Below are 24,974 nucleotides of genomic sequence, written 5' to 3'. Positions count from 1 at the left end.
CTCAGGGCTTGGGGATGCGGTCACGAGCGCGGCGCACCCTGTCCGCACTGATGGCAATTTTGACGGTTTCAAAATTCACCGGTGCCACGATGGTGGCCTCTGTGCCGGCAGCTTCTATCGGCTGGTAACGGGTGATGGGCATGCTGTTTTTATCCATCACACCGACGACCCACGGCGTGGTGGCCTTGGCGCCACGTTGCACCGCCACGGCCGTGTCGCCATTGGCCAACAACAGGTAGGTACCGGGCGGATAGAACCCGACGGCGGTGGCCATGGCGGCGCCCACGGCGGCCGCGTCGCCTTCCGCCCCAACATAGATGGACTTGGCCGCGCCCAGCGGCGACAAGGGCGAGCGGGTCTTGCGCGCCGCCATCTTGGCGACAAAAGCGTCGGCAGTGCTCAGGATCTTGCGCGAGCGCAGGTTGCGCGGCAGGGCCTCGGGCGCGTCGGGCGCGTGGTGCCAGCGCACCAAATCCAGTGTGTCGGGGTCTTCCACCCCAAAGGATTGCAGGATGGCAGCGCTGCGTTCCGGGTGTTCGCGGATCAGGGTGCGCTGCCAGTCGGTCAGGGGAGTCGCTTGGCGCGCCAAACTGTCCTGGTCGCGGGCCATGGCAATGTTCATGGTCAGGGCGGCATCCACCAGGCTACGGCGGGCGTGCGGGTCCAGCCCCAGCTTCTGCGCCGTAAGGGCACTCACCACCCCACACAACAAGGCGTGGGTGGCGCAGTAACCCAGGCTGTCGTCGGCCAGCGCCTGAAACAGGCAGAACAGGCTGTCGTCGGCATCCTCTTCCAGCAGCTTAAGAAGCTTGCGCGCAATGCCATCGAGTCGGCTCAAGGGGTTGATGGCCAAGCCCCCTTGGTACAGGATGCCGCGCAAGACCTCTTGCAGGTCCAGCCAGCCACCACTGAGCTGGGCACCCACCACGTAGTCCGCCTCGCGGATCTCGCTGGGCATGCCGGCCTTGGCAATGGTCATGACGTCCACACCGTCGCGCAGCATCTCGTGCACCATGCGTTCGTAGGCGCGCTGCCAGGCCAGTGCATCGCTGGGGGTGGCCGAGGCGTTGAAGGCATGGAGCTTGTCGCGGTGCTGCTCGGAGACCACGGGCTGGCCCTTGCGCAGCAAGAGTTGGCCTGCTTCGCTCCAGATATTGACCGGGATGGGCCGCCCCACTGCCAGCAGGGCGACCGGAATGGGCACGTACTTCAAGGCCGGCGCTTCAGTCTGCCACCGCTACGGGCACGCGCAGTGCCAGCGCACACATGAGCTCGTAGCCCACGGTGCCGGCGCTGACGGCCACTTCGTCGATGGACAACACCGAACCATTGGCAGCCCGGCCCCACAGCGTCACTTCGCTGCCCATGCCGGCCTGGGGCACAGGCTCCAGGTCCACGGTCACCATGTCCATGCTGACGCGGCCCACGGTGCGGGTGCGCACGCCGTCCACCAGCACCGGCGTGCCAGTGGGGCACAGGCGCGGATAGCCGTCGGCATAACCACAGGCGACCACGCCAATGCGCATCGGTTTGTCGGCCACAAACGTAGAGCCATATCCAACGCTAGCCCCCATCTCTATTGCGCGAACAGCTATGATTTTTGCAGCAAGCGTCATCGTCGGCTGCAGGCCCCAGTGGGCGGCCGTGTGCTCAGGGTAATCGGGTGCGCTGCCGTACACCGCAATGCCGGGTCGCACCCAGTCGGACACCAGGCCGGGACCGGAGTGGCGCAGTGTGGCGGCGCTGTTGCTCACCGTGCGTTCGCCGGGCAGGTCATCGGTGGCGGCCTTGAAGACGGCCATCTGCTGCGCAATGCCTTTGGGGCCATCGGCATCGCTGAAATGGGTCACCAGGGAAATCTCGTCCACCTGCGGCAGCGCGTTCAGCCGTGTCCAGGCCGAGCGCACCTGCTCGGGCTGGAAGCCCAGTCGGTTCATGCCGGAGTTGACCTTGAGGAAGACGCGGTGCGGCTCGTTGGTCTTGTGGATGGCCAGCATGTTGATCTGCTCTTCGCAGTGCACGGTGTGCCACAGGCCCAGGCGGGAGCACAACTCCAGGTCGCGCTGCTCGAACACACCTTCCAACAAGAGGATGGGACCACGCCAGCCCAGACCGCGCACGCGCTGGGCCTCGTCCAGGTCCAGCAAAGCGATGCCGTCGGCGCCACGCAGGCCATCAAAGGCCCGCTCGATGCCGTGCCCATAGGCGTTGGCCTTGACCACCGCCCACACCCGCGCATCGGGTGCCGCGCGGCGCGCCACCTCCAGGTTGTGGCGCAAGGCCTGGGTGTGGATGGTGGCTTGGATGGGACGGGGCATGGGGACGGTTGGGGCGTGAAACTACGAAGATTTTGACATTGGCGGGCGTGCTATAACCGCAGCACGTTTGGAGACCTACAACAATACCTAGCGCATTAGCCCCGCTAATGTGCCTTATCCCCCACCCATGAAACGCGGTTTTTACACCATCATGTCAGCGCAGTTTTTCAGCTCGCTGGCCGACAATGCCTTGTTTGTGGGCGCCGTGCAGTTGCTGCGTAGCAGCGGGGCCCCGGAATGGCAACAAGCCGCTCTGGTCCCCATGTTTGCGCTGTTCTACGTGGTGCTGGCCCCGTTTGTAGGTGCATTTGCGGACTCCATGCCCAAGGGCCGGGTCATGCTGATCAGCAACAGCATCAAGATTGTGGGCTGCCTGCTGATGTTGTTTGGCACCCACCCGCTCATGGCCTATGCCATCGTGGGCCTGGGGGCAGCCGCCTACTCGCCTGCCAAATACGGAATCCTGACCGAGCTGCTGCCCGCCAGCCAGCTGGTCAAGGCCAATGGCTGGATCGAAGGACTCACCATTGCCTCCATCATTCTGGGTGTGCTGCTGGGCGGCCAATTGGTCAGCCCCATGATTTCGCAGGCGCTGCTGTCCTTTGACCTACCGCTGATTGACACCAGCATCGACACCGCCCCCGAGGCGGCCATTGGCATCCTGATTTTTGTCTACTTGGCAGCGGCTTGGTTCAACACCCGCATTCCTGACACCGGCGTCTCCATGCGCGCCATGCCCAAAAACCTGCTATCCCTGCTGCCAGATTTCTGGCAATGCAACACCAAGCTGTGGAAAGACCGTCTGGGCCAGATCTCGCTGGGAACCACCACCCTGTTCTGGGGCGTGAGCGGCAATCTGCGCTACATCGTCTTGGCCTGGGCCTCCGCTGCACTGGGCTACAGCGTGACCCAGGCCTCGGCCTTGGTGGGCGTAGTAGCCATAGGTACCGCCGTGGGTGCGGTGGCCGCTTCGCTGCGCATGCGGCTGGAGCACGCGGTCAACGTGATCCCCTTGGGCATTGCCATGGGCTTGCTGGTGATCCTGCTGAACTTCATCAGCAACGTGTGGGTAGCCGCTCCGTTCCTGATTCTGCTGGGTGGCCTGGGTGGCTTTCTGGTCGTGCCCATGAATGCACTGCTGCAACACCGCGGCCACAACCTGATGGGCGCAGGCCGCTCGATTGCCGTGCAGAATTTCAACGAGCAGGCCTGCATTCTCGGCTTGGGCGCCTTCTACAGCCTGTCCACGGGCATGGGCCTGTCAGCCTTTGGTGCCATCACCGTGTTTGGCGTCGTGGTGGCGGGCTGCATGTGGCTGATCAAACGCTGGCATGAACGCAACTGCCGCGATCACGCCGCCGTGGTGAATCACCTGCTAGACATCGCCCGCAACGACAACCTGCACGGCTAAGCCGGGGGCGCCGCCAGTTCCGAAGGCTCAGGTACTGCGTACTGCACCTGGTCGCGGCCCAGCTGTTTGGCGACATACAGCGCCCGGTCTGCCGCGGCATAAATACACTCAATGGCCACTTTTTGGCCCTGCGTGGTGCCGCTCACGCCAAAGCTGGCAGTCATGGGCAGCGCCACCCCCAGGTAAACCAAGGGCTCAGTGCGTACCAACAAACGCAGCTTCTCCGCCACATCACACGCCCCTTGGCGCGCGGTGTCGGGCAGCAGCACGATGAACTCTTCGCCCCCCAGACGCGCCACGGTGTCGGTGCTGCGCACACCGCGACGCAACACTGCCGCCACATGCTGCAGCATGGCGTCTCCTACCGGGTGGCCGTGCACGTCGTTCACTGTCTTGAAGTAGTCCAGGTCCACCATCACACAGTGCGTAGGCACGGTGGCACGCACCGCCCGGTTGAGCTCCTGCTGCGCCTGGCGCATGAATTCACGCCGGTTGATCAGGCCCGTCAGCGTGTCGTGGGCAGCCAGAAAGGCCAATTCCCGCTGTTGGGCCACCAGCGCCTGGTTGCTGCGGCTGAGCTGGCGGCGCAACATCACCGCCTTGGCAAACTGGTTCCACACCATAACCGACGCCACCAGGGCCAACAAAGGTGAGAAGAAAGCCATGATGTTGAGGCTGTTGTTGTGCATGGGCGCAATGGGAGCCTGGCGCAGCATGTAAGCAAAGACCAGGTAGGCGCCGAAAAAAAGAGGTACAGAAATAGCCGGGCGCATCAGGGACAAGACACCGAACATGATGCAGATCAGCATAAAGCTGGACAGGCCAGCGCCTGCGTTGGCCACCAGGTCGGCAATGCTGAGGTAGGCACCCAGGTAGATGTAGGCAATAGCCACCAGAATCTGCAAGGTGATGGCGGCCGCCGAAGCACGCGCCTGGCGCAGGCAGTAGTGGGCGGCCACACCGCACACGCTCACCAAGGCTGCCGCCGTCCAGTGGGCCCGCCCTACAAGACTGGCCCAGACCTGCAACTCCGGGTGCTCCGCTGGGGCATGGTAGGCATCCAGCAAAATGGCCATGGCCAGGTGCAAGGGGACCATGAGACAGGCAACCCAACGGAAGCGACGCAGCGACTCCATGGTGCCCTCGCCCTGCACCACGTCATATTCTTGTTTGGTAAGCCAGAACCAATCCACATAGGGCTGGTACCAGGGGGCTTTGTTCACCGCATCTCCTTGATGCTTGGAATCTTCTCAGCAAAATCCGGCAGGGACAAGTGTTTTCACAAACTGCTATCGTGAAGCACCTGCCACTCCAGAAAGCCCTATCCATGTCTTCTGTGTACGACTTTGACGCCCTGCAAATCAACGGGCAACCGGTCCCCCTCAAGCAGTTTCAGGGCAAGCCCCTGCTGATTGTCAACACCGCCAGCGCCTGCGGTTTCACGCCCCAGTTCGCGGGCCTGGAAGAGCTGCACAAAACCTATGGTGGCAAAGGTCTGGTGGTCTTGGGCTTTCCCTGCAACCAGTTTGGTGCGCAAGACAAGGGCAGCAACGACGAGATTTCAGAGTTCTGCCAGCTCAACTATGGGGTCAGCTTCCCCATGATGGCCAAGATCGATGTGAACGGCAGCGACGCCCACCCGCTGTACCAGTGGCTGGTGAAGGAAGCCCCGGGCTTCCTAGGCACCAAGGCCATCAAATGGAACTTCACCAAGTTCCTGATCGGCAAGAATGGGCAGGTCCTCAAGCGCTACGCCCCGACCGACACCCCAGCCAGCCTGGCGCAGGACATTGAGGCGGCCTTGGCAGCCTGAAGCCGCAGCACTGCGCGGTGCGGTATGCAAGGCGCGCCGCTTGCTTTAGACTGGCGGCCATCGTGGCTCTTGCGAGGGATGGCCAGCATGGCATGTACATCGGCGTTGCATTGCGGCTCCCCTGCGATCGGGCGTTCCTCCCGGTGGGCCCTGCTCTTGTGCCTGGTCACGGCGCTACCCGCACTGGCAGACGAGAACCAGGGCTTTGGCCTGCTGGTGGACGCAGGACTCACGCTCGACGACAACGTCACGCGGGCCAAAGAGGGCAATGACCGCCTCAACGACGCGGCCTACAGTGTGAACCTCAGCAAGTCGGCCACCTGGGCACTGGGTAGCCAGAGTCGCCTGCTGCTCACGGGGATATTGGGCGGCGAACGTTTCCAGTCCTACTCGGGCCTCAGCCATCTGGACGCAGCCGTCGAAGCAGAACTGCAATATCGTGAATCCTCCGAGTTTTCCGCCCCCACCCTGGGGGTGTTCGCCAAGGTCAAGGCAGAAGACTATGAGTCAAACCTGCGCGACGGCGTCCGCTACAGCCTGGGCCTGTCACTGAGCCAACCACTGACCGACCGCATAGGCCTGTTTGCTGCGCTCGCCAGCAACCAGCGCGCCAGCAACAGCAAAGTCTTCAGCACCGTGGACACCTCCGCCCGCATGAGCCTGGACTACGCGCTGAGTGCCCGCAAGGCCCTGTACCTGAGCGCCGAGTACCGCGTGGGGGATGTCGTCTCCACCGGGCGCGCTTCGCTGGAGAACGTGACCATCTCCAAGGTTTTCGTGCTGGACAACGCGTTCACCGGAGGCCAGTTCTTCAGCTACAAGATCAATGGCAGCACCTGGCTGACCACCGTGGGCTACAACCATTCGTTGGGTCAAAACGGAGCAATCGACATTGCCTGGCGGCGCGTGGAATCCACACCAGAATTGCGCCCCAGTTGGGCGACGTCGCCGCGCAGCTACATCAGCAACCAGCTGCTGGCGAGTTACCTGTTTCGCTTCTGAGGGAGGTGCACATGTCCGCGCATGCAGCTATCTGTCGGTCCCTGTGCCTGCTGCTGCCCTGGATACTGGTGGCATGCGGCGGCACCAATGGTGGCAACGATGTGGACCCGAATGCCCCGCGCACCACCAGCCCGACCAGTGGCCCCGACAGTTTTCTGCTGTTCCCGAACCCGCAAAAACAGGATGACGGCACGCTGCAAGTGGCCTCCTTGGCCTACGCCACCGCCTACTACGAAGCGATAGACCCCAACAACGAACGCGACACACTGGCCAAGTTCAAGGCCAAAAACCTGTTTGGCACGGCGGCTGGCACGCTAGGCGAAGAAACCGTGATCGTCGGCGACCAGCGTGACCTGGGCTATGGGCGCAAGATGACGGCACGCCAGAACCCTGATGGAACCCTGGCCTTTGTGGTGGAGAACTACATGGTGGGCGCCTACGGCGCGTACAACGCGCTGAACCTGGAGGCGGCCATCATGCCCGAGGCCAAGTGGCATTTGGGTACCAATGCCATTGAGTTCAGCCCGGGTCCCGGCGGTACGATCAACTTCGTCAAGTTCTACACCTACGACCCCGTGACCGGAGCACGGCTGATGATGGGCAATCTGGATGGCCGCGGCCCCAAGGCCATGCCCACCGTATGTGCGTCCTGCCATGGCGGCCGCGGAGACCCGCTGACACCCGCAGTGGCAGGCAAGCCCCTGTTTCCCCGCTTGATGAACGTGAAATCAGCGGTCGACGCCGTCGCCCCCAACCAGGGCGGTGTCCGTGGAGATATCGCAGCCCAACTGCACCCGCTAGAGCCCGCCTCCTTCGACTTCTCCAGCCTGCCCGGCTTTACCCGTCTGATGCAGGAAGCCAAGATCAAGACCATCAACAAGATGGTGCTGTGTTCTCTGCCCATTCCGGTGGCGGCCGGGGGTGAGGATGCCTGCCGCCGCACTGCGATTGGCAATGAGTACCAAGGCACCGTGGCCGAACACCTCAAGGACATGTATGGCGGCGCGGGACTGCCCCAGTCCAACACCGCCACCACCGACACCTACGTCCCCGCAGGCTGGGCCGTGCAGTCCGCGCTCTACCTCAACACCCAGGCCCAGGCTTGCCGGGTCTGCCACCTGCTGCGGGGCAACGGCAACCAGTCCGACATCGACTTTGCCACCTTTGCCAAGTTTGATGGCTACTCCGCCCGTATCAAGGCGCATGTGCTGGACCGGGGCAACATGCCCTTGGCCAAGCTGATTTACGACAACTACTGGGCCAGCAGTGCGACCTACTCGCCCATGGGAACCTACCTGGCTGGCAAGGGCTACAGCAACACCAGCACACAGCCCGGTGCGCCCGTGGCCGACCCGGGGCCTGACCGCGTGGTCAAGGCCCTGAGCACCACCTTGTCAGCCGGCATGAGCCTGTATGCCGACAGCTACCAGTGGAGCATTTCGCCCAGCTCACCCACGGTAGGCGCCAGCCTGAGCAATGCCAACACCGCCACACCGACCTTCACCGCGCTGGGCAATGGCACCTACTGGGTAATGTTGCGGGTCAGCAAAGGGGCCGTCCAAAGCGCGGAAGCCAAACTGGTGATCGTGGTGGACACCGCCTTGGCCTACACGCCGTCGGCCCTGCGCTTCAGTGACATCAAAACCATTTTGCAAGGTGCTGGCACCTGCACAGGTTGCCACACCTCGGGTATTGGGGACTCCGGCCAACCACCAATTTGGTACAGCAACTTCGACCGCAATGCAGACGGCGTGACCGACGCTACCGATGACCACTGGTTCTATACCGAGCTGCGCGGGCGCATCAACTTCAGCGACATTGCGGCCAGCCCCCTTCTGCGCAAACCCTCGGGCAACCACCACAACGGGGGCTTGCTGACTGGGTTTGACACCAGCGCCGCGCCGGGCCATGGGGACCGGGTGCACTACGACACCTTCCTGAACTGGATTCTGAACGGCGCTCCGGAGTAGGACGAACGACCTTCGGTTAGTAGCCGCGCCTGGGTCCGGTGTAAGCGTCGGTCGCAAATACAAACGGGGTCTTGCGCCCCACCAAAGTTTCAATCAGCGCCAGTTCCTGGTCCGTATGGTTCAGGAACGGGGCACTGCGGATGTTCTTGCCCCGGCCACCGTCCTTGACGATGTAGAGCGGGCGGTCATGGTGCGAGGCCACCACCTGCTCGCGGCTCTCGGGGTCGTCGGTCGCCTGCACTTCGGTGGCACCATAACAGGTGCAAAAGTAAGTTTGCTCGGGGTCGGACTCCACATAAAACCCGGTGCCCCGGATGCCAATGGTGGAGGTTGAGGTGGTAACGCGCATGGGCGAATTGCGCGACACCGACAACAACTTGCCAGTCACCATGCGCAAACCTCCAATCAACAGGCCTGTGAGTGAGGTATCAGCCGGTGCAGTGGCAGGGGTTTCGATCACTAGCTTGCTGTCGCCACGCAGAATCATGGAGTGGGTGTTGACCACAAAGATCACTTGGCTGTCTTTGGCGGTCTGCAGTGTGTCGCCAGGCTTGATGGGTGTGCTCAGCGTGGCGAGTTTGTCATTGACGCGCACCTGGCCGCTGAGACTATAGATAGACTGACCGGGTGGCAGTTTGCTGGGGCGATTGCCAAACAGGCTTTGGGCTTGCGCCAGCCCCATCGCGGGGCCGAAGAGGCCGGCCGCCAGTGCCTGGATCAGCCACTGGCGGCGCGGGTCATCGATGTGGTCGGACGGGATCATGGGGCCCCCTGGATCAAACAGGCACAACCGGCGCCACCCTGCACAGGCAGCCCTTTGCCAAGATTATGCGGCGAACCCGCCCGGCGTGGCGCACAAAGCAGCGTCCAATACCTCCACCCAATGGCGTACCGGAGTGGTCGTACCACTTTGCAAATGGGTGATACAGCCGATGTTGGCACTGATGATGACCTCGTTGGCCGCAGGTGCCAGGTAGCTCAGTTTGCGATCGCGCAGCTGGTACGACAAGGCTGGGTTCAGCACCGAGTACGTGCCGGCCGAACCGCAGCACAGATGCGCTTCGTTGGCCGCGATGCGCACGTCAAAACCCAACGCCGCGAGATGGGCCTCCACCCCGCCCTTGAGCTTTTGCCCGTGCTGCAGCGTGCAGGGCGGATGGAAGACCAGCGCGGGTTGTGCGGCCACCGCTGGCCCGTCCAGGCGGGCCTTCAAGGCGGGTAGCAAGTCGGGCAGGAGCTCGCTGAGATCGCGGGTGAGCGCGCTGATGTGGGCCGCTTTGGCGGCGTATAGCGGGTCGTCGCGCAGGATGTGGCCATACTCCTTGACGGTGGCCCCACAGCCCGAGGCATTCATCACAAGTGCATCGGCGCCCTGCTCTACATAGGGCCACCAGGCGTCGATGTTGGCGCGCATCTCGGCCTTGCCACCGTCCTGGTCGTTGAGGTGGAATTTGACGGCACCGCAGCAGCCTGCCTTGCGCGCCACCTGGACCTGCACCCCGGCAGCATCCAGCACGCGGGCGGTGGCGCTGTTGATGTTGGGCGCCATGGCGGGCTGGACGCAGCCTTCCAGCATCAACACCTTGCGGGCGTGCTGGCGCGTGGGCCAGGCGCCGGCTTCCTGTGGGGCGGGTACCTTGTTCTTCAGGCTTTGCGGCAGCAGCGGGCGTACCAGCTGCCCCAGCTTCATGGCCGGTGCAAACAATGGCGAGGGCAAGCCCTCTTTCAGCGCCCAGCGCACAGCCCGCTCGCCCATAGGGCGCGGCACCTTGGCATCCACCAGCTTGCGGCCGATGTCCACCAGATGTCCATAGTCCACGCCGCTGGGGCAGGTGCTTTCGCAGTTGCGGCAGGTCAGACAGCGGTCCAAGTGCATCTGCGTGGCACGGGTCGGCGTTTGGCCTTCCAGCACCTGCTTCATCAGGTAGATGCGGCCGCGCGGGCCGTCCAGCTCGTCGCCCAACAGCTGGTAGGTGGGGCAGGTGGCAGTACAGAAGCCGCAGTGCACACACTTGCGCAGAATGGCCTCGGCGGCTTGGCCGTCGGCGGTGTTCTGGTATTCGGGGGCGAGTTGGGTTTGCATGGCGCGGGCTCAGAGGTCGGCGCAGAGGCGGCCGGGGTTGAACAGGCCCTGAGGGTCAAAGGCGGCCTTGAGGCGGCGGGTGATGGCGTCCCGCGCGGCATTTTTAGTGTCAAATTGGCATCCAGCCCTCGTGGAATCTGCGCGAGCAGCTACGAAAACAGTAGCATTCCCACCCGCCGTACGGGCAGCTGCCTGCAGCTGCGCACCCGCCTGCTGCGGCGCCCAGAGCCAGCGCAGCCCGCCCTGCCACTCCACCAGTTGGGCCCATGGCAAGTCCAGCACTGGCGCGGTGGGCGCCACCGATAGGCGCCACAGCGCCAGCTCGGGGGCTCGCGCATCGGCAAAGAAAGGCAGGCGCTGGTCGCGGCACAGGACCCAGTCGGGGCCGGCCTGGGCGTTGTCCATACGCTCGCCTGGCAGCTCGGCCAACATCTTGTGGCAGGCGGCGTCCACCGCGGCCACGGCCCCCCGCAGGCGCACAAACAGCAGGTCGCGCCCGCCACCGGGGGCGGTGTCGTCGTGCACCCAGCAGCTGGCGTTGAGCGGCAGGGGCTGCCCACCCCAGCGGTGCAAATGCTCCAGCGCACTGGCCTGGTCGACGCCAAACACCAGCGTGGCCTCTGCAGGAGCCATGGGCAGCACCTTGAGGGAGACTTGGGTGATCACCCCCAGCGTGCCCATGGCGCCCGCCATGAGGCGCGAGACGTCGTAGCCCGCCACGTTTTTCATGACTTGGCCGCCAAAGGTGAGGTGCTCCCCCTGGCCGTTGATCAATTGCAGGCCCAACACATAGTCGCGCACGCTACCCACGGTGGCGCGGGCTGGGCCGGCTAGGCCGCTTGCCACCATCCCACCTACGGTCGCTACGCTCCCTGCGGCGGGGCCGCTGTCCCGGACGCGCTCGCCCAACGGCTGCGCGCGGGTCGCCGTCTTGTCGGCCCCCGACCACGCGAAGTGCGGTGGCTCAAAAGGCAGGCATTGCCCCTTTTCCGCCAGCGCGACTTCCAGCTCCGCCAGCGGCGTGCCGGCGGCCACGGTCACGACCAGCTCGCTGGGCGCGTAGTCGAGGATGCCGCTATGTATGCGCGTGTCGAGCAGCTGCGCGGGCTGGATGGTGCCCACAAAATCCTTGCTACCACCACCCCGAATTTGCAGCGGGGTGCGCTCGGCCACGGCGGTGCGGACCTGGTCCAGCAATGTTTGGAGTGAAGGGGCTGCATGCATGGCGCCGATGGTACGGCGCCACGGGCGGGCGAGGCGTGAATTTTTTGGTGCAAGTAGCGCCAAAAAATTGGCGGCCGCGCGCCGCTGGGCCGCCCCAAGGCGGGTCAGCCCCTTCGGGGCAGCGACCCGCGCAGCGGCGGGGCGTGGTGGCTAATCCACGAAGAAGTTCACCGGCAGACCCGGCACGTCGACCCGCATGGAAAACACCGCGCCGGAGAGTGGCATGGTCTCGAGCTCGGCCGCACTGCGGCCATGGCGCGCGGTGGTGACGTAGAGGGTCTTCAGGTCCTCGCCACCAAAGCAAGGCATGGTGGGGCATTGGGCGGGCACAGGAATTTCGGCCAATAGCGTGCCATCGGGCGCGAACTTGCAGATGCGCCGGCCCTCGAACATGGCGGCGTAGTAGTTGCCTTCCACGTCCACCGCTGCACCATCCGGGCGACCCGCATAGGCCGTGGTCTCGAAGGTCCAGCCCGCGGGCTTGGGTGCGCATTGCTGGTAGGTGCGCTGTTCGTCCAGGGTGTTGGTTTCCAGGTCGTAGTCCCACGCGTAGACCACATGGTTGGGTGTGTCGGACCAGTAGATAGTTTGGTTATCCGGGCTCCAGGCAAGGCCGTTGCCAGTAAGGGCGCCACCGGCGTGCTGCACCACCTCGGGCGGGCCACGGCGGCAGTCGATGGAGAACAGCGCCGCCACGCGGCCGGCCTTGGGCTCGTCGATGGTGCCGACCCAGAAGCGGCCCAGTGCGTCGCACTTGCCGTCGTTGGCACGCACGGTGGCTGTGTCATACGGCAAGGTGGCGATGGGCTCAAGCGCCCCGCCCCACTCGCGCGCCCGGAACACGCCATGGCGCAGCGCAATCACCAACCCGCCCTTTGCAGCTGGCGCAATGCAGCCGGGCTCGCTGGGCATGTCCCAGCGCTGAACCGTGCCCATGTAGACGTTGGCGCGCAACAAGGCCTTGCCGGGAATGTCGACCCAGTAGAGCTGCTGCTCCTGCGGGTGCCAAAACGGCGATTCGCCGAGCTGGAAGGTGTCTTGGCTGAGAGGCTGCCAGCTCATTTGGCACGCTCCACATCAATGCGCATTTCGCAGGAGAAACTCTGGCCAGGCTGCAGGATGACCACGCCCAAGTCTTCGGCACGCGCGCCGGTCTGGGCCATGCGGTTGAGCGCATTGTTCACATGGCTCACGGGTTCCACGGCAATGTTGTCGCGCTCGGGGTGGGTGTACACCACCAGGCGGCTCAGTGCGGAAGAAACGCGCACGCGCAACACGGCATCCTGCAGCGTCAGTACACCGCCCCAACCATCAAAACAATGGTCGACGGTGAGCGACTCCACGCTTTGCTGCAAGCCGGGGTGCGCCACGCGGTGGGTGGGCAGCTTGTCGCTGCCCATCTCCCAACGGCCAGTGGCCGTGAACTGCACCTCGGTGCCCGGGCGTTTGGGGAAGAAAGGATGCCAACCCAGCCCGACCGGTGCGGCCACAGGCGACTGGTTGGTGATGGAGAGCGACATTTCCAGCGCCCCGGCCTCCAGCTTGAAGGCCTGCGAGCAATCGAAGTCAAACGGCCAGGCCGCGTCGGCCCGGTGCTCAAAGCCCAACAGCGCAAAGGTGTCAGACGATTCCAGCACCGCCCAGGGCCGCTGCCAGCCCACGCCGTGGATGGCATGGGGCTCAGGGTCAAAGTTGCGGACCAGTGGATGGCTGGTACCCGCCCACTGCAGCTGGGCCTGGCCGATGCGGTTGGAAAAAGGCACCAAGGGGTAGCTGCCCGACTGGCGCACAGTCTGCATTTGCGCCCCTGGCAGGGAGCTCAGCACCGGGTCGGTGCCCAGCCACAGGCCAGCGATGCTGCCGCCCAGTTCGGGTTTGATGTCGCACAGCAGGTCGCCGTGGCGCAAGGTGAGTGTGGAAGTCATGGCGGGATTGTGCACTGCGCACCGGCAAAAAAAAGGCCCGGTGGGACCAAAGTCCGACCGGGCCAGCGTCTCAAGAAGAATTGAAACTATTTCGTAACCGAATCCTGGGGATTAGCGGTTGTAGGCCGTTTCGCCATGGCTGGAAATGTCCAGGCCTTCGCGTTCTTCTTCTTCGCTCACACGCAGACCAATCACCAGGTCCACCAGCTTGAAGGCGATAAAGGAGACCACGGCCGACCAGACGATGGTCAGCAACACGCCTTGGGTCTGGATCCAGACTTGGGTGCCGATGGAATAACCTTCAGCCACGGCATTGGTCACATAGTCGTACACACCCGTGCCGCCCAAGGAGGGAGAAGCGAACACGCCAGTCAGCACGGCGCCAACAATACCGCCCACACCGTGCACGCCGAAGACGTCCAGGGAGTCGTCAGCACCCAGCAGGCGCTTCAGACCATTCACACCCCACAGGCAGGCAAAACCGCCCACCAGGCCGATGATGATGGCGCCCATGGGGCCGACAAAACCGCAAGCGGGGGTGATGGCCACCAAACCAGCCACAGCACCGGAAGCAGCACCCAGCATGGATGCCTTGCCACGGGTCAGGGCTTCGCCGGTGATCCAGGCCAGTGTGGCAGCAGCGGTTGCCAACAGCGTGTTCACGAAGGCCAGGGCGGTCAGGCCGTTGGCTTCCAGGTTGGAGCCGGCGTTGAAGCCAAACCAGCCAAACCAGAGCATGGCAGCACCGACCATGGTCAAGGTCAAGCTATGGGGAGCCATGGCTTCCTTGCCGTAACCGATACGCTTGCCCACCACGTAGGCACCGACCAGGCCGGCAACGGCCGCGTTGATGTGCACCACGGTGCCACCAGCGAAGTCCAGTGCGCCCTTGGCCCACAGGTAACCGGCTGCACCCACCACTTTTTCCAGCGAAGCAGCGTCAGAGATCGCATCAGGACCGGCCCAGTACCAGACCATGTGTGCAATAGGCAGGTAGCTGAAGGTGAACCAAATCACGCTGAATGCCAGCACAGCGGCGAACTTGATACGTTCGGCAAAAGCACCGACGATCAGGGCGCAAGTAATGGCCGCAAAAGTAGCCTGGAAGGCCACAAAGCTCAGCTCGGGAATAACCACGCCCTTGCTGAAGGTCGCTGCCACGGATTCGGGCGTGATGCCTTTCAGGAACAGCTTGTCCAGCGTGCCGATGAATTTGCCATCACCGCCGAAGGCGAGGGTGTAACCGTAGATAGCCCACAAGACATAAATGAGGGCACTGACTACAAACACCTGCATCAGCACGGACAGCATGTTCTTGCTACGTACCAGGCCGCCGTAGAACAGTGCCAGACCGGGCAGTGTCATGAAGATCACCAGCGCCGTGGCGGTGGTCATCCAGGCGGTGTCACCCTTGTTGGGGACAGGTGCTGCGGCCGCAGGCGCGGCAGGTGCCGCTTCGGCCGCTGCGGGTGCCGGGGCTGCGGCAGGCGCTGCAGCTTCAGCGGGGGCGGCAGCGGCAGGCGCTGCCGCAGCGGGGGCTTCGGCGGGTTTGGCGTCCTGGGCCAGTGCCAGGCTACCGGCGCCCAGCAGGCTCAGGCCCAAGGCCAGGGAGGCAAGCAGTTTTTTCATGTTCGAGCTCTCTTTCTGGTTACAGCGCTTCTTTGCCGGTTTCGCCGGTACGAATGCGCACAACCTGTTCCAGGTTGTAGACAAAAATCTTGCCGTCGCCGATCTTGCCGGTGCGGGCTGCACCCTCGATGGCTTCGATCACACGGTCCACCAAAGCGTCGTCAATCGCCGCCTCAATCTTCACCTTGGGCAGAAAGTCCACCACGTACTCTGCACCGCGGTACAGCTCGGTGTGGCCTTTTTGACGGCCAAAGCCTTTGACTTCCGTGACGGTAATGCCCTGCACACCAATGCCAGACAAGGCTTCTCGCACCTCATCGAGCTTGAACGGTTTAATGATGGCCGTTACGAGTTTCATGTGTTCACCTCAGCTTGAAAACAGTTGAATACAGACACCGGGTCTGGCTGGTCTGCCTCTCCATGGTCTGGAGATACACCCATAAAGCAGAAGGCATGCCAAGTTAAAAGTCCCTCTATTTCGCACGGCTACGGCCCAAGCGGCACCAACTGGAGTAACATGCCTGTATATAAATACAGCATGCACGTCATTGGTGCAACTGCCGTCCATGCACTGCGATGCAGCGCACCATTTTGGGAGTACGGGTCCATGAGCTTGTCTTTGGTGCAGGGGCGCGCCCTGCTGGGGCTGGAGGCGGTGCAAGTCACGGTCGAAGTCCATTTGGCCAATGGCCTGCCCAGCTTTGGTCTGGTGGGTCTGGCTGATGTGGAAGTGAAGGAGGCGCGCGAGCGCGTACGCTGTGCCATCCAGAACAGCGGCCTCGAATTTCCCCACAACAAGCGCATCACTGTGAACCTGGCCCCGGCCGACTTGCCCAAAGACTCTGGCAGGCTGGACCTGCCGATTGCGTTGGGCATCCTGGCCGCCAGTGGCCAGATCGACGGTGCCGCACTCGCCCAGTACGAGTTCGCGGGCGAGTTGTCCCTCTCAGGTGCATTGCGGCCGGTACGCGGCGCGCTGGCCATGGCACTGGCCTTGCGCACCGCCCGGGTCAGCACCCGTTTGGTGCTGCCACCGGAGAGTGCCGAAGAGGCCGCGCTGGTGCCGGACTCCCATGTGGTGCGAGCGCGGCACCTGCTCGATGTGGTGCGCCACTTTGCGCCACCACCCGCAGCCGATGCCCCAGCCCCCCCGGAAGACCCCGATGGCTGGGTGCGTGTCCAAGCAGCACCACCCGGCCAACAACTGCGCGGTCCTGACATGGCCGACGTCAAGGGCCAGGCAGGCGCCAAACGCGCACTCGAAATTGCAGCGGCTGGCGGCCATTCACTGCTGCTGGTCGGCCCCCCAGGTTCGGGCAAGTCCATGCTGGCACACCGCTTTGCCGGCCTGTTGCCCGATATGGACACCGATGAGGCCTTACAGAGCGCGGCCATCGGCAGCCTGTGCGGTCGCTTTGCCCTGGAGCGCTGGGGCCAGCGCCCCACCTGCAGCCCGCACCACACGGCCAGTGCGGTGGCGCTGGTGGGTGGCGGTTCGCCACCTCGACCAGGCGAAATTTCACTCGCCCACCACGGCGTGCTTTTTTTGGATGAGCTGCCCGAGTACCCGCGTGCCGCCCTGGAAGCCCTGCGTGAACCGCTGGAGACCGGCAGCATCACCATCGCCCGTGCGGCGCGGCGGGCCGAGTTTCCGGCGCGCTTCCAGCTGGTGGCCGCCATGAACCCCTGCCCCTGCGGCTTCCAGGGCTCCCCCACACACAGTTGCCGCTGCACGCCCGACCAAGTTCACCGCTACCAAGCCAAGCTCAGCGGCCCGCTGATGGACCGGATTGACCTGCACATCGAGGTGCCAGCCCTGCCGGCCCACGAGCTGCTCGGCAGCCCGGCTGGGGAGTCGACCGAGAGTATCCGCGGCCGTTGCACGGCAGCCCGCAACCGCGCCGTGGCCCGCCAGGGCGTGCCCAACCAGGCCCTGAGCGGCCAGGCCATCGATGCCCACACCCAGTTGGACGCCGCGGCGGCCAAATTTTTGCAAGCGGCTGCGGCCCAACTGGGCTGGTCAGCCCGCAGCACCCACCGTACGCTGAAGATCGCCCGCACCATTGCTGACTTGGCGGGTGCCGAGACCACCGCCCTCGCCCATGTGGCCGAAGCCATGCAGTACCGGCGGGTGTTGCGCGCCAACCCCTAGGTTTCGCTATATTTTTAGTAGCTAATTGCGCAGGATCCACGAAGCCTAGAGCCCTATTTGGCTTGTATTTTGTGGCGCGCCAGGATTTTGGCGTAGCTGCCGTTCTTCTGGATTCGGGTCAAACCGGTATTGAAGCGCTCTATCCATTGCTGCGCCTGGGGCAGCTGGCGCGAAATGATGAGGTACAACTCCACCGGATACTCCAGCCCCAGTGTCAGCGCTTTGAAGCGCAGGCCGTCGCGGCGCAGGTCACGCGTCACAAAATCGGCCACCATTTCACTGCTCCAGACTGCCTGCACGCGCCCGCGCTGCAGCATCTGGAAGCAATTCAGCATGTCAGGTGGCCGCTCCATGCGAGCTTGTTGACTCTCAATGAAGGGAGCCACGCGCGCAATGTTGTAACCCTGGGGCACACACACCGCCTTGCCCGCCCATGTCATGGCAGGGTCGGCATCGGCGGCAACAAATATGCGCACCACATCCGGGTACAGCGGTAGCGAAAACCAGAAGTCGCGCTGCCGCTCTTCATTTTTCACATAGGGAAAGGTGCCTGTGTGCAAGCCGTTGCGTGTCTCCATATAGCCACGCTGCCAGGGCATAAAACGCACCTGGGCGCTCACGCCCTGGTCTTGGAATGCGGCTACCACCACCTCGGACAGCACCCCCATGGCAGGCGCATCCTCACTGGAAAAGGGCGGGTACTCCCCGGTCACCAGATCCACACTGGTGGGCTGGGCCTGGACGGGTAGCGCCAGCCCCAGCAGCAGGCTGCATATCCCCCACAGGCGGACTCCGGCAGACAGGCAAACGCGCATCACAAACCTCATGGTTGGTCGGTCAACGGTACTCCCTGTTGGCGCAAGTATGCCAGCACCTCGCGGCTGACCGGCCCCACGCTTCGGGCTTTGTCCGCCATCTCGGCAGCGGGCACAGTCTGTCCCAGCGCGGCCAGTGACACCGCAGCGCCCAGCAGCCAGCGCTGTTCACTGGGGCGGCTCTGCAGCGCGGTGGTGTAGGCGTTCACACTGTCTTGGTGGCGACCCAAACGCTGCGCGGCATTGGCACGCAACGCCCACAACTCGGGCTGGTTAGCCAGCAGGGGTTCCATGCGCGTCAACAGCTCCCACACGGCGGCAGAGCGGCCCTCAGCCAATTCCATGCGCGCCAGTTCGCGCACCAGGGGCACCACATTGGCGCTGGCCGTACCCGCCGGGCTGCGCTCTGCCGTGGCCACCGCCTCTTGCAGGGTGCTGATGGCAGTGTCGCGCGCGCCGCTGGCCCACAAAGCCTGAGCCTGGGCCAGTGCTTCACGGCCGGCCTGCTGCTGGCGGTTGGGCGGTGCGGCATCCACTATCTGCGGCTGGGGTTTGGCCGTGGTCTGTGCCACTGGTGGGGGGGCTGCCTGCGGGACACTGGCGGCGAGCTGCGCAGGCAAAGCCGGCACGGCCATAGGCGCCGACGCAGCAGAGCGCAACGCAGGTGCCGCCGCAGGACTGGACAAGCTTGCATCCATGCGCAAACCCAGGCGAGCAGGCCCGGAAGAAGCAGGCGGCACCTCCACCGGCATTGGCATCGCGGCCACCACGGCGGTGGCGGGTGGCAACACAGCACTTGCAGCCAGCTGGGGCACCTCGGTCACCACTGGATCGGATGCTGCGGCCAGCGGTGCTGCCAACGGCGCGTCTGCGGGAGGCGGCAGTTGTGCCATGGGGTGGGGGGCAGCAGGCGCAGAGGCGGGTTGCTGGAAACTCCACCACACAAAGCCGCCCGCCACCAAGGCAGCGACAGGCAGTAGCCCAGTGGCCCAACGCAAGGCTGGTGAAGGGCGGCGCACTGCTGGCGGGATCGGCACACTCGCCGTTTGGCGGCGCAGCGGGTCGGCGGCCCCTGCGGTGGGCGGCTGGCGTTGGTCCAGATCGCGCAACATTTTGTTGATGACGCTCATTCCCATTCTCCTTGGGTGCCACGCAAACGCCGTGTACGGGACACCGGCCACAAGCGCCGCCACCACAATGGACGGGGTAGCACGCCGGGCGTGTCCTGCGCTGCCAGACGCACATGTGCGGCACTGACCCGATGTCGGTCTTCTCCGTATGCCAGCATCAGGCATTTGTGCGCCAAGATATTGATCAGGCGAGGAACACCACCGCTGGCCTGGGCAATGGCACGCGCTGCAGCGGGCGTAAATACATCCGTATCCGTCGTTGCACCCAACGCTGCACGCTCCAAGCGGTGAGCCATGTAGGCAGGCACCCGCTCGGGACGCATGGGGCCCAAGTATTCGCTGAAGGTGATGCGCTGCAAAAGCTGGCGAATTTCTGGTCGCGCGAGCTTGTCATCGAGATCCGGCTGACCCAACAGCACCAGCTGCAAGAGCTTGCGTTTTTCAGTTTCCAGATTCGACAGCAGGCGCAGGCTTTCGACCGTGCGCACGGGAATGGCCTGCGCTTCGTCGATGCAAACCACCACCCGGCGTCCGTGCTGGGCATGGTCCAGCAGGCATTGGGCCAACCCAGCCATCAGCTGGTGGCGCTGCACTGGTTGCTCGACGGCTAACCCCAATTCCCCGCACAAAGCCACCAGCAAATCGTCTGGCCCCATGTCGGGGTTGGGAATGTAGGCGGTAACGCACTCGCCTTGCAAGGTTTTGAGCAGTTGGCGGCACAACACAGTTTTGCCACAACCCAGCTCCCCTACCACCTTGAGAAAACCCTCACCGCTGCGCAAAGCCACCAGCAACATGTTGAGGGAAGCTTGCGCACCTTCGTGCGCAAAGAAAAAGTCCGTGTCCGGCGTGATGGAAAACGGGGCCTCCCGCAGCGAAAAGTGCCCCAGGTACATCACTTGACTTGGTTGCCGTCGATCTGGATCACGCGCGCGCGCGCGGCATCCATGTCATCCAGCGCCGCACGCGTACGGCGGCCTTGGGCCTCCCAATCGGCTGCGGAGCGGATGATGGTGGGCTTGATCAGCACAATCACTTCTTTCTTGCGACCTTGCGTGGCGCGGTTGCCAAACAGGGCGCCCAAGCCAGGCATGCCGGTGGTTCCCGGAATGCCCGAGGCATTGCGGCTGGACTCCAGCTGCATCAGCCCACCAATCGCCACGATATTGCCATCCTGAATACGCACGAGCGTGTCAGTTTCATTCACGCTGCTCGATGCCAAGGGCAAGCGGTAATTGCCAACACTGCCCAAATCGACCTGCTTGGTTTTCTCAGTCACGGTGGTGAGCGAGGGGTGCACATGCAAGGTGACATTCACGCCATCATCAATCTGCGGTGTCACATCCAGCGAGATGCCCGAGAAGAACGGCGTCAAGGTGACAGTGGGCATGGTGGTGTTGCTGCTGCTCGTGGTGGAGCTGCTGCTGGTGGATGTACCGCCAGTGACCCCGGTCACATAAAACTCGTCAGACCCCACCTTGAGCACGGCCTTCTGGTTGTTCAGTGTGGCCAGGCGCGGGCTGGACAGGGTTTGCACATCCCCCTGGGTTTCCAGGAAACCCAACACCGCGCCGAACTGGCTGGTCGCCAACGCCAGACCAAACAGACCGCCGCCGGTGGCTGCCGCCGGGAAGGCCACGGCACCGTTGATGGTGGTGGTGCCCTGCACAAAAGCATTGGTGCTGCTCACCCCGCTGCCCAGCACGCCCACGGCGGCCTGCCCGTTTACATCACTCCCCATGGCGCCCCAGTTCACACCGCTCTGGTAACCGTCGCGCAACTCGACTTCCACCACCTTGGCCTCCAGCATGACCTGGCGCTCCACGGAGGCCTGGGTGGCCTTGAGAAATTTGTCCACCTGGCGCAGCTCTTCCGGCATGGCACGCACCGCCAGAATGCCCGCCTGCGGGCTAGACACCACGTTGCGCCCCTCGCCGGTTCCGACCAGACTGCGGACGGATGCCGCCAGTTCTCCCCAAAAGTCGGACCGAGAGGAAGTCGAGACCCGGCTGTTTTCCGGCTGCTGGGCAGCAGATGCTGTGCTGCTGGCCGTTGTGGAAGAAGTTCCTGCCGTGGTGCTCTGCAAGCCCGCTCCGGACGACACCCGCAACTCGCTGCTGCCCGAGCGCAAGGAGGTCGGATAGTTGACCGTGAACACGCGGGTCTGCAAAGTGGGGGCGTAGACGGTGATGCGGCGGCCATCGATCTTGAAGTCGTAGCCGTACACGTCGCGAATGGCTTCCAGCGCCTCCGTCACGGTCACGCCACGCAAAGTGACGGACAAGGTTCCAGACACGTCGGGGTGCATGAGCATGCTGTAGCGCGTGTCCGCGACGATGGCCAAAAACACTTCCCGTGCCTGGGCATTGTTGACCAACAAGTCCAGACGAGGCTCGGGGGGCAAGGCCACGGGGGGCGGAGCCGGCTCGGCCAGCGCATCCGACACCTTGGTAGGCACCACGGGACTGGGCGCTGCCGCTGGCAGCTCGGCGCGCACCGCGGCACTCACATCGGGGGTGCGCAGCGGGCGATCCAATGCGGCACAGCCGCTGAGTACCCCGGCACCCAGCAAGGACCAAATGGCCAGCGCAGATCGGCGAGGGGGAGCAGATGGGGTGATCATTTCTTTCATGGGGCGAGACTTCACGGTTGCACTCCTTCGCAGGGAGCTGCGGGGGTCACGACAGGTTTGGAGCGGTTGCGGGTCTGGGCCGACGGGGCCAGACACGGCACGGCAGGCTTGGCCGCACTGCGCTGGATGCCGCTGAAGCGGGGTACCTTGGTCAGTTGTTTGCCTTCCCGCAACCACACCTCGGTTTCGGTGATGCGTTCCAGCTTGGCGTTGCCCACCTTCTGGCCCACCGCCACCAAGCGTGTGCCAACCACCAGATGGGGCTTGCCATCCTGTATCACCACGGCCATACCAGGGGTCGGTGCGGCAACCGCGCCTGGCTGGGCCATGGCCTCGGGCGGCGGCGTGGTCGGGTCGCGGAACTCCTGTCCTTGCACCGCCTGGGCTGCCATGCAAGCCCCAACGACAAACGCACGCAAAGCGCGATGCCCAAGCGTCATGGCTGCACCTCCAGCACAAACACTTGCAAAGTCAATTCGGGCGGCTGTTTTTCGCTGCGCAGTTGCATAGGGCCCCAGCGCAAATTGGGCAGTGCCTGCTCCAGACTTTTGACGTACTTGAGCAGCTCACCGTAAGGGCCCGACACTTTGAGTTCTACGCCGCGCCGGGTAATGCCAGGCACCGTGCTCTCCTTGCCGGCCGTTGGATCGGCCGCCAGCGTCGCAGTGGAAAGCAAAGTCAACCCCTCGCGGCGGCGCAGGAACTCGGCCAACACCGGCTCCAGGGCCGGGCTGCCGCTGTCCGCATCGGCCGCAATGCGGCTCTGAAGCTCTGCCAGTTGCTGCTGCAGGGCAGCCACCTCGGTGCGCAGAGGCAGGTTCACATCCACCGGCTTGGGAGAATTTTGCAGTTCAGTGCGCAAACGCTGCAGCTCTGCATTCTGGGCAACGAATTGCTGGGTTTGCAGCTGGTGCGCCCCCGCTGCAGGTGAAAGCCACAGAACGTCTGCCAGCGCCAGACAGCACGCGATCACCGACACAAACATAAACACCCGCTCGCGCAGGCTCAAGGCGTCAATACGTGCGCTTTGCTGGAGCCACCATTGCTTCATGGGGTGCCTCCTGTTGCAGGGGGCGCCGGTGGCTGGGCACTCACCAGCGTGAACGACCACACCTCGCGTCCGCCGGACGCAGACGTTGCCTCAGCTGTTGCCTTGGCCAGACGCGCACTTTGCACTTTGACCGTCGCTAGGCGCAAGCCTTGCATGAGGGGGCTGAAGGCCAGGCGATTCACCCACTCGTTCAGGGCCGCAGGCTCCAAGGTGTACCCCGCCACTTCAAAACGCGTGGCATCGGCATCCACGCCGGTCAGCCACACCGGCCCGGGAATGCTGCGCGACACCAGGGCCAAGCGGTCAGAGTGCGCAGCACCCGGCACCATGCGCCCTTGCTGCAAAGCGAGCAATACCTTTTCTTGCGCCTGCACCTGGCTGCGCAGGCTTTGCACCTGGGCTTGCAAGTCCGGGCTCAAGGGAGCCGATCCAGCGGTATTTGCCAAAAGGGCGGCCTGCAGGCTCGCAAGTTCTGTTGCCTGGCCCGCCCTGAGCTGCGCCATGTCTGCGGCACTGCGATTGAGGTTCCAGACCCAAGCGGCACACAAAGCACCACCCAACACCACAAAGACAGCCAGCGCCGCGGCCATCGTCTGCGCAGAGAAATAGCGTTTGGGCGCCAATAAAAGCGGGGTACAGAGGTTGATTTGCTGCGGCATGGTCGACCCTACAGTTTGCGCGTTTCACTGCGCAGCAACACGCCCACCAGCGGCAAGCAATAGGCGGCATCTGGCGTGTCCAAGGGCGGCAAACCCTTCCAGTGCGCGGCGATGTCCAGCACACCCACGGCTTGCCCGATTTCACGCCCTAACCAGTCCGCCAACTCCAGGGAGCGTTCACCCGCAAACACACGCACACCTGCAAGGGGCAACTGGGTCCAGGAACGTTCCCACAGGTCCAGCGAGCGCTGCACCTCCACCACCAAACGCTGTGCGCGTTCATGGTCGGCAACGGCCGCGTTGCCAGCCGCCAAACCAGCACCTCGTGCATCGGAATAGTCGTTGCCGTACGCGACACCACCCACACTGTAGTCAGGTACGTACTCGCTTACCGGGGTGTAGCTGTCAGAGGTACTTGCAGGTTCGCCTTGGCTCCAGGCCATGGTCATGAAGCCATCGGGCAGCTCCAGGCGGCGCGTGTAGTAGAGCTCTTCGTTGGCGCTGATGGTCAGCAGGGCCTGCTTGCCATCGGTCAGCACCAGCGCAGCGGTGGCCCGCTCTTGAAGGCCCTCACTCTGAGCCACCAGGCTTTGCAGATTGCGTTGGGCCGTTTCCTGCACATCAATCACGCCCACGTCCCAATCCATCGCATCCGCCAAGGCCATGGCCTCCCGCACCACCGCATTCTGGGCAGCCACCACGAACAGGTGTGCCTGGCCTTTTTCCTGTCCGTCGCCCAAGCGCATCACGTCCAGGGTGATGTCATCCAGATGGGAGTCCACCAAATCCCGCACTTGGTAGCGGGCGGCAGAGCGCAGCTCTTCGGGGGGGACAGCGGGGGCATCGATCTGCAAAAACTGGTACTGCTCGGGGCGCAACATGATGTGCGTGCGCAAGCCCTTCAGGCCCAGGGCTTGCAAGCGTTGCACCACATCCTCGCGGCTGCCGCTGTCGGGGCGCTCCACCCCCACGCTGCTAACTTCATACGCCCGGCCTGCCGGACGCGCACGCACATAGGCCAAGGTCTGGTCCGACCAGGAGACGACCAGGAGGTCCGCTGAAGACTTGCGTTGCCAGGGCCAGCGCATGGTCAGCAGACCTTCCGGGCGGAAACACAGAGGGGGCAATGGAGCGTTGCTTCGATCATGTTGGGTGACGGT

Annotated in this window: 23 protein-coding genes; 5 read left to right on the top strand and 18 right to left on the bottom strand. The window is 63.9% G+C overall.

What is annotated here, in order from left to right:
• Position 1: 1 nt before the first annotated feature.
• Positions 2-1,213, bottom strand: a complete 1,212-nt coding sequence (locus CHU94_RS03910) for an HD-GYP domain-containing protein (protein WP_141211378.1) — start codon at positions 1,211-1,213, stop codon at positions 2-4.
• A gap of 10 nt (positions 1,214-1,223) precedes the next feature.
• Entirely contained in the window at positions 1,224-2,318 is a 1,095-nt protein-coding gene (gene alr / locus CHU94_RS03905; RefSeq protein ID WP_094476964.1) for an alanine racemase, read from the bottom strand.
• Between the two features lie 127 nt (positions 2,319-2,445).
• On the opposite strand from alr, the gene lplT reads away from it, so the two are divergent.
• Positions 2,446-3,729: a lysophospholipid transporter LplT gene (gene lplT, locus CHU94_RS03900; RefSeq protein WP_094476962.1), complete on the top strand. Its 1,284-nt coding sequence runs from the start codon at positions 2,446-2,448 to the stop codon at positions 3,727-3,729.
• Here lplT and CHU94_RS03895 read toward each other — a convergent pair.
• Positions 3,726-4,952, bottom strand: coding sequence for a GGDEF domain-containing protein (locus tag CHU94_RS03895; RefSeq protein ID WP_094476960.1), 1,227 nt, complete (start codon positions 4,950-4,952; stop codon positions 3,726-3,728). The two genes, lplT and CHU94_RS03895, sit on opposite strands and share 4 nt — an antisense overlap.
• 104 nt (positions 4,953-5,056) lie before the next feature.
• Between CHU94_RS03895 and CHU94_RS03890 the strand changes: the two genes are divergently transcribed.
• The 3 genes from CHU94_RS03890 to CHU94_RS03880 all read left to right on the top strand — a co-directional run bounded on the left by CHU94_RS03890 (position 5,057) and on the right by CHU94_RS03880 (position 8,514).
• Positions 5,057-5,542 (top strand): glutathione peroxidase, encoded by a 486-nt coding sequence (locus CHU94_RS03890; protein WP_094477091.1) that lies wholly within the window; start codon positions 5,057-5,059, stop codon positions 5,540-5,542.
• An 87-nt stretch (positions 5,543-5,629) separates the two neighbouring features.
• Positions 5,630-6,544: a hypothetical protein gene (locus CHU94_RS03885; RefSeq protein ID WP_141211377.1), complete on the top strand. Its 915-nt coding sequence runs from the start codon at positions 5,630-5,632 to the stop codon at positions 6,542-6,544.
• 11 nt (positions 6,545-6,555) lie between these two features.
• Positions 6,556-8,514, top strand: a complete 1,959-nt coding sequence (locus CHU94_RS03880) for a hypothetical protein (protein ID WP_094476956.1) — start codon at positions 6,556-6,558, stop codon at positions 8,512-8,514.
• 16 nt (positions 8,515-8,530) lie between these two features.
• Here CHU94_RS03880 and CHU94_RS03875 read toward each other — a convergent pair whose 3' ends face one another.
• The 7 genes from CHU94_RS03875 to glnK form a co-directional block, all read right to left on the bottom strand.
• Positions 8,531-9,277 (bottom strand): hypothetical protein, encoded by a 747-nt coding sequence (locus CHU94_RS03875; protein WP_094476954.1) that lies wholly within the window; start codon positions 9,275-9,277, stop codon positions 8,531-8,533.
• Positions 9,278-9,340: 63 nt separating this feature from the next.
• Positions 9,341-10,597 carry a glycolate oxidase subunit GlcF gene (gene glcF / locus CHU94_RS03870; protein WP_094476952.1) on the bottom strand — a complete coding sequence of 419 codons (1,257 nt, stop codon included), beginning with the start codon at positions 10,595-10,597 and terminating at the stop codon, positions 9,341-9,343.
• A gap of 9 nt (positions 10,598-10,606) precedes the next feature.
• Positions 10,607-11,821: a glycolate oxidase subunit GlcE gene (glcE, locus tag CHU94_RS03865; RefSeq protein ID WP_094476950.1), complete on the bottom strand. Its 1,215-nt coding sequence runs from the start codon at positions 11,819-11,821 to the stop codon at positions 10,607-10,609.
• Between the two features lie 150 nt (positions 11,822-11,971).
• Positions 11,972-12,883, bottom strand: a complete 912-nt coding sequence (locus CHU94_RS03860) for an SMP-30/gluconolactonase/LRE family protein (RefSeq protein ID WP_094476948.1) — start codon at positions 12,881-12,883, stop codon at positions 11,972-11,974.
• The gene (locus CHU94_RS03855) at positions 12,880-13,746 is read right to left on the bottom strand and encodes an aldose 1-epimerase (protein WP_094476946.1); all 867 of its coding nucleotides are present in this window, start codon (positions 13,744-13,746) and stop codon (positions 12,880-12,882) included. The genes CHU94_RS03860 and CHU94_RS03855 overlap by 4 nt, the downstream gene beginning before the upstream one ends.
• A 111-nt stretch (positions 13,747-13,857) precedes the next feature.
• Entirely contained in the window at positions 13,858-15,375 is a 1,518-nt protein-coding gene (locus CHU94_RS03850; RefSeq protein ID WP_094476944.1) for an ammonium transporter, read from the bottom strand.
• Between the two features lie 19 nt (positions 15,376-15,394).
• The gene (gene glnK / locus CHU94_RS03845) at positions 15,395-15,733 is read right to left on the bottom strand and encodes a P-II family nitrogen regulator (RefSeq protein ID WP_094476942.1); all 339 of its coding nucleotides are present in this window, start codon (positions 15,731-15,733) and stop codon (positions 15,395-15,397) included.
• Positions 15,734-15,982: 249 nt separating this feature from the next.
• On the opposite strand from glnK, the gene CHU94_RS03840 reads away from it, so the two are divergent.
• Positions 15,983-17,527 carry a YifB family Mg chelatase-like AAA ATPase gene (locus CHU94_RS03840; RefSeq protein WP_094476938.1) on the top strand — a complete coding sequence of 515 codons (1,545 nt, stop codon included), beginning with the start codon at positions 15,983-15,985 and terminating at the stop codon, positions 17,525-17,527.
• A 53-nt stretch (positions 17,528-17,580) separates the two neighbouring features.
• On the opposite strand, the gene CHU94_RS03835 is transcribed toward CHU94_RS03840, so the two are convergent.
• Genes CHU94_RS03835 through CHU94_RS03800 form a run of 8 tightly spaced genes read right to left on the bottom strand, consistent with a single transcriptional unit; the run spans position 17,581 to position 24,902 of the window.
• The gene (locus CHU94_RS03835) at positions 17,581-18,342 is read right to left on the bottom strand and encodes an ABC transporter substrate-binding protein (protein WP_176451918.1); all 762 of its coding nucleotides are present in this window, start codon (positions 18,340-18,342) and stop codon (positions 17,581-17,583) included.
• Positions 18,343-18,350: 8 nt separating this feature from the next.
• Positions 18,351-19,472, bottom strand: coding sequence for a hypothetical protein (locus CHU94_RS03830; protein WP_094476934.1), 1,122 nt, complete (start codon positions 19,470-19,472; stop codon positions 18,351-18,353).
• Positions 19,469-20,368 (bottom strand): ExeA family protein, encoded by a 900-nt coding sequence (locus tag CHU94_RS03825; protein ID WP_094476932.1) that lies wholly within the window; start codon positions 20,366-20,368, stop codon positions 19,469-19,471. The genes CHU94_RS03830 and CHU94_RS03825 overlap by 4 nt, the downstream gene beginning before the upstream one ends.
• Positions 20,368-22,119: a pilus (MSHA type) biogenesis protein MshL gene (locus tag CHU94_RS03820; RefSeq protein ID WP_141211376.1), complete on the bottom strand. Its 1,752-nt coding sequence runs from the start codon at positions 22,117-22,119 to the stop codon at positions 20,368-20,370. The genes CHU94_RS03825 and CHU94_RS03820 overlap by 1 nt, the downstream gene beginning before the upstream one ends.
• Entirely contained in the window at positions 22,116-22,544 is a 429-nt protein-coding gene (locus CHU94_RS03815; protein ID WP_141211375.1) for a hypothetical protein, read from the bottom strand. Before CHU94_RS03815 ends, CHU94_RS03820 begins: the two co-directional genes overlap by 4 nt.
• The gene (locus tag CHU94_RS03810; protein WP_094476926.1) at positions 22,541-23,155 is read right to left on the bottom strand and encodes a hypothetical protein; all 615 of its coding nucleotides are present in this window, start codon (positions 23,153-23,155) and stop codon (positions 22,541-22,543) included. The genes CHU94_RS03815 and CHU94_RS03810 overlap by 4 nt, the downstream gene beginning before the upstream one ends.
• On the bottom strand, positions 23,152-23,814 hold the full coding sequence (locus CHU94_RS03805; RefSeq protein ID WP_094476924.1) for a PilN domain-containing protein: 663 nt from the start codon (positions 23,812-23,814) through the stop codon (positions 23,152-23,154). The genes CHU94_RS03810 and CHU94_RS03805 overlap by 4 nt, the downstream gene beginning before the upstream one ends.
• 8 nt (positions 23,815-23,822) lie before the next feature.
• Entirely contained in the window at positions 23,823-24,902 is a 1,080-nt protein-coding gene (locus CHU94_RS03800; RefSeq protein WP_094476922.1) for a hypothetical protein, read from the bottom strand.
• Between the last annotated feature and the right edge of the window lie 72 nt (positions 24,903-24,974).

The organism is Rhodoferax sp. TH121 (assembly GCF_002251855.1).
In the GTDB taxonomy this organism is placed as follows: Bacteria; Pseudomonadota; Gammaproteobacteria; order Burkholderiales; family Burkholderiaceae_C; genus Allorhodoferax.
This window is presented reverse-complemented; position numbering and strand designations above follow the sequence as displayed.